General features: G+C 53.8%; 7 protein-coding genes and 1 pseudogene. 5 read left to right on the top strand and 3 right to left on the bottom strand.

The window, feature by feature from the left end; translation table 11 throughout:
• Positions 1-506: 506 nt before the first annotated feature.
• The 3 genes from ENN66_08050 to ENN66_08040 all read left to right on the top strand — a co-directional run bounded on the left by ENN66_08050 (position 507) and on the right by ENN66_08040 (position 3331).
• Positions 507-1121 (top strand): hypothetical protein, encoded by a 615-nt coding sequence (locus tag ENN66_08050; protein ID HDS16542.1) that lies wholly within the window; start codon positions 507-509, stop codon positions 1119-1121.
• Between the two features lie 148 nt (positions 1122-1269).
• Positions 1270-2475, top strand: coding sequence for an acetyl-CoA C-acyltransferase (locus tag ENN66_08045; GenBank protein ID HDS16541.1), 1206 nt, complete (start codon positions 1270-1272; stop codon positions 2473-2475).
• A 100-nt stretch (positions 2476-2575) separates the two neighbouring features.
• On the top strand, positions 2576-3331 hold the full coding sequence (locus tag ENN66_08040; GenBank protein ID HDS16540.1) for a flagellar brake protein: 756 nt from the start codon (positions 2576-2578) through the stop codon (positions 3329-3331).
• Positions 3332-3382: 51 nt separating this feature from the next.
• Here ENN66_08040 and ENN66_08035 read toward each other — a convergent pair whose 3' ends face one another.
• Both ENN66_08035 and ENN66_08030 read right to left on the bottom strand, forming a co-directional pair.
• Positions 3383-4282, bottom strand: a complete 900-nt coding sequence (locus ENN66_08035; GenBank protein HDS16539.1) for an AEC family transporter — start codon at positions 4280-4282, stop codon at positions 3383-3385.
• A gap of 127 nt (positions 4283-4409) precedes the next feature.
• Positions 4410-5232 (bottom strand): annotated as a pseudogene (locus ENN66_08030) (GNAT family N-acetyltransferase).
• Positions 5233-5380: 148 nt separating this feature from the next.
• On the opposite strand from ENN66_08030, the gene ENN66_08025 reads away from it, so the two are divergent.
• Together ENN66_08025 and ENN66_08020 are read left to right on the top strand one after the other, a co-directional pair.
• Positions 5381-5872, top strand: coding sequence for a hypothetical protein (locus ENN66_08025; protein HDS16538.1), 492 nt, complete (start codon positions 5381-5383; stop codon positions 5870-5872).
• Positions 5826-6578, top strand: coding sequence for an aminopeptidase P family protein (locus ENN66_08020; protein ID HDS16537.1), 753 nt, complete (start codon positions 5826-5828; stop codon positions 6576-6578). Before ENN66_08025 ends, ENN66_08020 begins: the two co-directional genes overlap by 47 nt.
• 149 nt (positions 6579-6727) lie before the next feature.
• Here ENN66_08020 and ENN66_08015 read toward each other — a convergent pair.
• On the bottom strand, positions 6728-6807 hold an 80-nt coding region (locus tag ENN66_08015), incomplete at its 5' end, for a transcriptional regulator (protein ID HDS16536.1).

Below are 6807 nucleotides of genomic sequence, written 5' to 3'. Positions count from 1 at the left end.
TGACTTTGCCCTGCTCTTTGCGGTTTTCAACGATTTGGAGATATTCGTACTTGCCGGATTTTTTGACTCGAGCGAACATGGGGAACCTCTTTCGTTAAAGACACCCCACTTTTAGCGATTATTCTCATATTAGTAAAGATATATATTTTATTCTGTGGCACTATCTTTTTGGTTTTTTGCCAACCCGGCATCGCTGAAAGCTAAGTATAGCAACAAATTTATTTTCTAACGCCGTTTCAACTGTCAAAGATCAGTATGAATGTTACCCCCCGCTACGACCAAACCCAAAAGCATTCCGACTGAATCCACCTTCACTTTCACATAGAAGATTGACATTGTCTGCCGGCATCGGGTATGTAACCGCAAAATGCCGGAACAAACCCGATACCGGTTTCTTTTGCCCTGAACCTGCGACACCGGCGCCATTGCCGCCCTGGTATAAAAGAATAGTTTTAGCAGCCGCCTGCAAGAAACCATGTCAGCCACCTTTTCAAGGGAGCAGTAGGATGAAAAAAATCTTCTGGTTATTATTGTTGGTCATGTTTTTTACAGGTGCCTGTTCCGCTACCCGGATAACCGGAATCCAGCAGAATCAGGAGAACGGCAACCAAAACTTTAAAAATATTCTCGTGGTCAGCCTTTTCCTGGACGAGAACATCGGCCGTCAAAGTGAACTCGCCCTGCTCCACGAACTCAGGGACAAAGGCGTGGCCGCCACTGCGGGTCATACCGTCTTACCGGCCGGCAATCGCTCTTCGGTTGAAAACATTACCGAAATTATCGGCCGGCATTCATTTGACGGCATTCTGCTCTCTCGCATAGTTGACAAATTTGCCGAAACTCGAATCACGGCAAAAGGAAACTGCGAAAATCGCTGGGACAGTGACTACCGGGAAAACCGAAGATATTCGCTGTCGCATTGTCCCCCAGGCTCACAAACCTCGACCACCGCGGTCTACGCCCTGGAATCCAACCTCTACCGGGCCCAGGATGGTGCTCTGACAATTTCGCTGACCTCCGAAACCTCGATCGATCGGCCGACCAAAAAACTGATCCAGGGCTTTGCCCAAGCGGTAGTCAAGCATCTGGCCGCAGCCGGCATGTTTGCCGAACAAAACTAATGCGGGAGCGAGTCCCGCAACCCAAAGAGGTCTTCACAGCCCGCAAATAAGTGCTCTTATCAGAACATTTTCTTGTTTTTGCGGTTGGAATAATATTGAAAAAAAACAAGATAATAACCTGTAAGGCACTAAAACCGGAGAATTGATTATGAAACGTAATCGGGATGCAGTGATCGTCGCCCTGGGACGCAGCGCCATCGGGGATTTCGGTGGATCGTTGAAATCTCTGCGGGCGCATCAGCTTGGGGCGCAGGTAATCAGAGGCGTTTTGGACCGGGTCCCGGAGATCGATCCGGGTGAACTTGATGATGTGATCATGGGAGACTGTGTGCAGTGTCCGGACGAAGCCAACACGGCACGCACCGCGGCTCTGGCGGCCGGCATTCCGGCCGCCGTGCCCGCAGTCACGATTCAGCGGCAATGTTCCAGTGCCATGGAAGCCCTGGCTCAGGCCGCCAACAAAATTCGTCTGGGGGATGCCGAATTAATTCTGGCCGGAGGCATGGAATCGATGTCAAACGCCTTTTACTGCCTGCCCGCCGCCCGTTGGGGCGCCCGTCTGCAACATGGCCAGATGATGGACTCGATGTGGGAGTTGCTCCATTCCGGCTCCACCCTGCTCGAACCTCCGGGCTTTATCATGGGGCAGACGGCCGAAAATCTGGCCCGCCAATATAATATTTCCCGCCGTGAACAGGATATCATCGCCCTGCGCAGCCACCATAACGCTGAAAACGCGATTGATCGAGGAAATTTCAAGGCCGAAATCATTCCCCTGACCATTCCCCGAAAAAAAAACACGCCTCTGATTTTTGCCGAGGATGAACATTCACGCCGGGGTTTGACCATGACCGAGCTCGAAAAGCTCAGGCCGGTTTTCGCCCGGGACGGCACCGTGACCGCCGGTAACGCCTCCGGCCTCAATGATGGAGCCGCCGTTTGCCTGCTTGCCAGCCGGGAAAAGGCAGTCGCCCTGAAACTGCCGGTTCTGGCCCGGATTCACTCCTTTGCGGTTGCGGGTTGCGACCCGAAAATTATGGGCTGGGGCCCGGTACCGGCGACCCGGAAGCTATTGCAGAAAACCGGCTGCCGGCTTTCCGATATCGAACTTATCGAACTTAACGAAGCCTTCGCCGCCCAGTACCTGGCCTGCGAGCAGGGACTAGGTTTAAACCGCGAGATTACCAATGTCAACGGCTCCGGCATCGGCCTGGGGCACCCGGTCGGCTGTACCGGCGCCCGCATCGTGATTTCTCTTTTACAGGAAATGAAGCGCCGAAATCTGACCCTGGGTCTGGCCAGCCTCTGCGTCGGGGGAGGAATGGGTATGAGCATGTTGCTTGAAAATGAATAGGAGATCTGTAAATCTAAATCCACAAATTAGGTATTGATTTACGCCACGGTTTGTGACAAGAAGCAGGTTACGCTGTCTTAAAGGATGACACGATGGGAAAATGACGGCGAAACCTGGTTTTTGCCGTCATTTTCCAAGATTTTTGACGAGCTGGGAAATCAGCTCACGAATCTTGAGGGTGGCCCGGCCGGTTTTCTATTCCCCTATTTTCAAAAACCGAGGTTTCGGAATGGACTTTAACACGGCGCTGCAACTTCAGATTGAAGGCTATCCCGGTCGTTTAAAAAGTTATCTGGTGGGCAAGGAAGAAGGGAATTATCTGCTGATCAAGATTCCCTGGCTTAAAAACCCGGAAAAATTTTTCCGGCAAGGCCAGGAATTGATTATCCGCTACGTGTATCAGGGCTGCGCCTTTGGCTTCAAAACGCAGGTGATTTTACCCCTGTTTGATACCTTCAATGTCGTCTTTGTCAGATTCCCCACAACGATTGAAGATTTCAATCTGAGAATTCACAAAAGATTTGAATGTAGCCTGCCGGCGCGCCTGGAGGTTGTCACCCGACACCAGAACCGGCAAATGCGGTTCAAGGCCATGGTGAACGACATCAGTAAAGGCGGTTGCCGGCTGACCATCAGCTTGCAGGAACTTGAATGGTCAAAGGATCCCATCAAAATCAGAGCCGAGGTTTCACTGTTTCTTTCCTTGCCTGGAGTGGATGGCGAGCTTTTTCTGCAAAGCGCGGTGCGAAGCCTGGCGCAGGACGATGACGCCATGGCCCTGGGCCTCCAGTTTCTTGACCTGACAGGAAAGAACCGCGTCCAACTGGACAGATTCCTTGCGCTCAACCAATCATAAAATTCCGGTCGTGGTCAAGCGCGAGCGCCACACCACTTTCCCGAAACGCCATCACACCCCGAGAACAGACAACAGCACGGTCAGGCTCAAAGCGCTCAGCAGGGTTGAAACCAGAATGGTTCCGGCGACCATCTCCGGATGGGTATCGTAATTGACGGCATAGAGCAGAGGAATTATCGCCGCCGGGGTACTGGTCTGCAGAATCAACACCTTCCGGGGCAGGCCATGAATCCCGAGCACGGCGCAAAGCAGGGTCGCCAGCAACGGTGAGACCACCAGCCGCAACAGGCTGCTGATCCCGATTGCCGGCAGATCGCCCTTGATCCGGGTGCGGGCCAGCTGCATGCCGAGCAGCATCAACAGGCCGGGAATTGCCGCCTGCCCGACCATGTCCACGGCCTTGAAAACAATCCCGGGCAGGGGCCAGCTGAAACAGCGCCAGACGGTCGCCAGAATAATCGCATAAAAAAGCGGCACCCTGAACATCTCCAGCAGGGCTTTGGCGGGATTGTCGCGGCCTCGCGAAGCGATGTAAACGGCCAGGGTACCCAGGGGAAACGTAAACAGCACCAGGACGATGACTCCATAGGCCAGGCCTTCCGGCCCATACGCGAAAAGCACCAACGGAAGCCCGTAATTTCCGCTGTTCATCATGATGGTGGTCAGGGAAAAGGCACTCTGACGACCTGCGTCAAGCTTCAGCAGGCGCCCGGCCAGCAGGGAGAGGCCCCAGAAGCTCAAGGTCAGGAGAAGCATAAAGAGAATCGCCTTGGGCAAGAAAACGCTCATCTGGGAATGCTCCTTGAGCAGGCCGGCGAAAATCAGACAGGGAGTAAAGAAATAAAGGGTCAGATTGGAAATCGACTTAAAGTCCGGCTGCTTGAGTTTTTCAAAAAGCACTCCGAGACCAATAATCATAAAGATTGGCAACAGGATATTGACAAAAACCATGGATATTGTCTCCGCAGCCCGGGGTTCAGAGCCCGCATTGACGGGTTAAAAACCGCCTCCGAATTCAATCGCGATATAAAAACCTTGTCAACCTTTCAATAAAACGCAAGGCCTGCGGGAAACCCGCTCACCCCAGTTCAAAAGTCGTGATGCCGTACATCCGTTCCAGGCTCAGTTGTGGACATCTGCCCCTATACATGCGCGCCGTTTCAAAAACAGGGGTCAGCCGGTGACGCTCGACCAAGGCGCGCGCCGCGGCATTTATTTCCGGCACGTCAAGAAAAACTGAAGCCGCCTCGGGAGCATGGGCTTTCAAGGCCAGAAAAAGCTCTTCCGCCAACTCGGGCGTATCTGCAAACAGCGGCCCGAGTTTGTAGCCGGAGCGACAAGCCCGCAGCACCCCATAACCCGACAGCCGGCCGTCCCGCCCCCGAACCCCAAGCGCCGTGCTTTGGGGCTGCGCGAACCAGCTTTCGAGAAACCCCCGGCGGTCGGCCGGAAAAAAAACGGTCATAGGCACAGATTTCAGCCAGGGGAATGGTCGAAAGCGGAACCATCCGCAAATTCTCCGGCAAAGGACCGCCCCCTTTCCCCTGACAGCGAATGTTTCTCCAAGCCAGGTTAAATCCGCTTTTCCGGTAGTTACCCTGCTGGGACACGACCCCGTCGAGACCAAGGCAAAGCCCTCCGGAACCATTGAGAGCTGCATTCCAGAGGCGCAGACCGTAACCGCGACCGCGAAGCTCTGGCTTGACCATATAAAAACCGACAAAACCCGATGATGCGTCGTACTTCACTACAGAAATCATGGCCACCGGCTGATTATTGACCAGACCGATGAAAAAGCCCTGAGGATCAGCGGCAAAAAAACAATCCGCATCGAACCACCCGGGGTTCCAGCCTTCCTCCGCGGCCCAGTCGATGGCAATATCCAATTCCGACCGCGTCATCAGTCTGATGACAAATTCACTATCCGCCATAAATTTTCTCCTGACCCCAAAACGACGACCACCGGCTTTCCCCTTGCCAACAAATCCGACTTTATAGTAAGGGTTGATCTCTTTCTGAAAAAAACCGACCACCGGGAGACTGGCTAAGATGCAGACCGAATACCGAATCAAGAGTTTACAGGAAAAAATGCGGGAACACAAGCTGCCCGCAGCCCTGCTGTTTTATTCTTGCGACGTGTTCTACTACACCGGTACCTCCCAGCCCGCGTATCTTGCTGTCCTGCCCCAGGAGTACTTTCTTTTTGTCAAAAGCGGATTTGAGTTCGCCCGGCGTGAGAGTTTTCTTCCTCGGGAAAGGATCAAGGCCGAACGCCGCCTGGAAAATATTTTCCGAGAGCTGTCCTCGCAACTGGCCTCCAGCAGAACCATCGGCACTGAACTGGATATCCTGACCGTGGAAGCTCTCAATAAATTCAACCTGATTTTTTCCGGCTACGAGTTCACCAATATTTCGCCCCTGATTCTGGATCAACGCAAGACCAAGGACGCGACGGAAATCGAAAGCATCAAGGGCCGCCTGCGCCGCGGTCGACATGGGCCACCAAGCGGTTCTGGCGACCTTACGAAAAGGCTGTACTGAGCTGGAACTGGCCGCTGCGGTTGAGAATGCGCAGCGGCTGGCCGGACATGAAGGAACTTTTTTCATGAGGCTGCCGGATTTTTTCATGGGCCGGGGACCACTTAGCTCAGGACCCAACCTGGCTGAATTCAGCGGGGTGGTTTTGAGCGTCACCGGGGTGGGCCTGAGTCCGGCGGTCCCGGCCGGCCCGTCCAGAAGAGTCATCAGAAAAGGCGATCTGGTCGTGGTCGACATTCCCACCCTGGTCGAAGGATACCATGCGGACCAGTCAAGGACCTATTGCGTGGGAAAGGCCGACAATCAGATTCGCGACCTGTACAAAAATCTGAAAATGATCGCCGACCGAGTGCTAGCAAACCTCGCGCCGGGCGTAAAATGCAGCGAGCTCTTTCACTTAGCCATGGATCAGGCCGCCAAACTGAAAGTCTCGGATGCCTTTTTGAATTTCGGGAACAACCGGAAAAGCCATATGGTTGGTCATGGCGTCGGGCTGGAATGCTCCGAGCCGCCGGTTATCTCCGCAACCAACCATGTCGAGCTGGAGGAAAATTACGTCATGGCCCTTGAAATCCACATGTACAGGGAAAAGGTGGGGGTCGTTAAGCTGGAAGACATGCTCCTCATCACCCATAACGGCGCTGAGCTTCTAAGTAAAAGTCCGAGACAGCTTTTGGAGTTGGGAGCATACGCTTCGCCCCGGCGGTAAAAATTTTCATGCCCGAATTTCGAAAAGACACCGCGCACGCCCTAAAGTCTTACTGACCGCCAGAAGCGAGCCTCTCTTCCGCGAAAGGCCGTGGTCTCTGGTTCAGACGCGGCCCCGCCCGAACCAAAGACCACAAAGCGCCCTGCAACCTAGCCAATCGCTTCCGGACCGGTATCACCGGTCCGGATCCGGTAGCATCTTTCTAAATTGATGACAAAAATCTTGCCAT

This window comes from Pseudomonadota bacterium (assembly GCA_011049115.1).
Classification (GTDB): Bacteria; Desulfobacterota; Anaeroferrophillalia; order Anaeroferrophillales; family Tharpellaceae; genus DSCM01.
This window is presented reverse-complemented; position numbering and strand designations above follow the sequence as displayed.

Excerpts from the sequence above, each read along its gene's own strand:
- ENN66_08045 (HDS16541.1), top strand. The coding sequence starts at position 1,270 with ATGAAACGTAATCGGGATGCAGTGATCGTCGCCCTGGGACGCAGCGCC.
- ENN66_08040 (HDS16540.1), top strand. The coding sequence starts at position 2,576 with ATGACGGCGAAACCTGGTTTTTGCCGTCATTTTCCAAGATTTTTGACG.
- ENN66_08050 (HDS16542.1), top strand. The coding sequence starts at position 507 with ATGAAAAAAATCTTCTGGTTATTATTGTTGGTCATGTTTTTTACAGGT.
- ENN66_08025 (HDS16538.1), top strand. The coding sequence starts at position 5,381 with ATGCAGACCGAATACCGAATCAAGAGTTTACAGGAAAAAATGCGGGAA.
- ENN66_08020 (HDS16537.1), top strand. The coding sequence starts at position 5,826 with ATGGGCCACCAAGCGGTTCTGGCGACCTTACGAAAAGGCTGTACTGAG.
- ENN66_08035 (HDS16539.1), bottom strand. The coding sequence starts at position 4,282 with ATGGTTTTTGTCAATATCCTGTTGCCAATCTTTATGATTATTGGTCTC.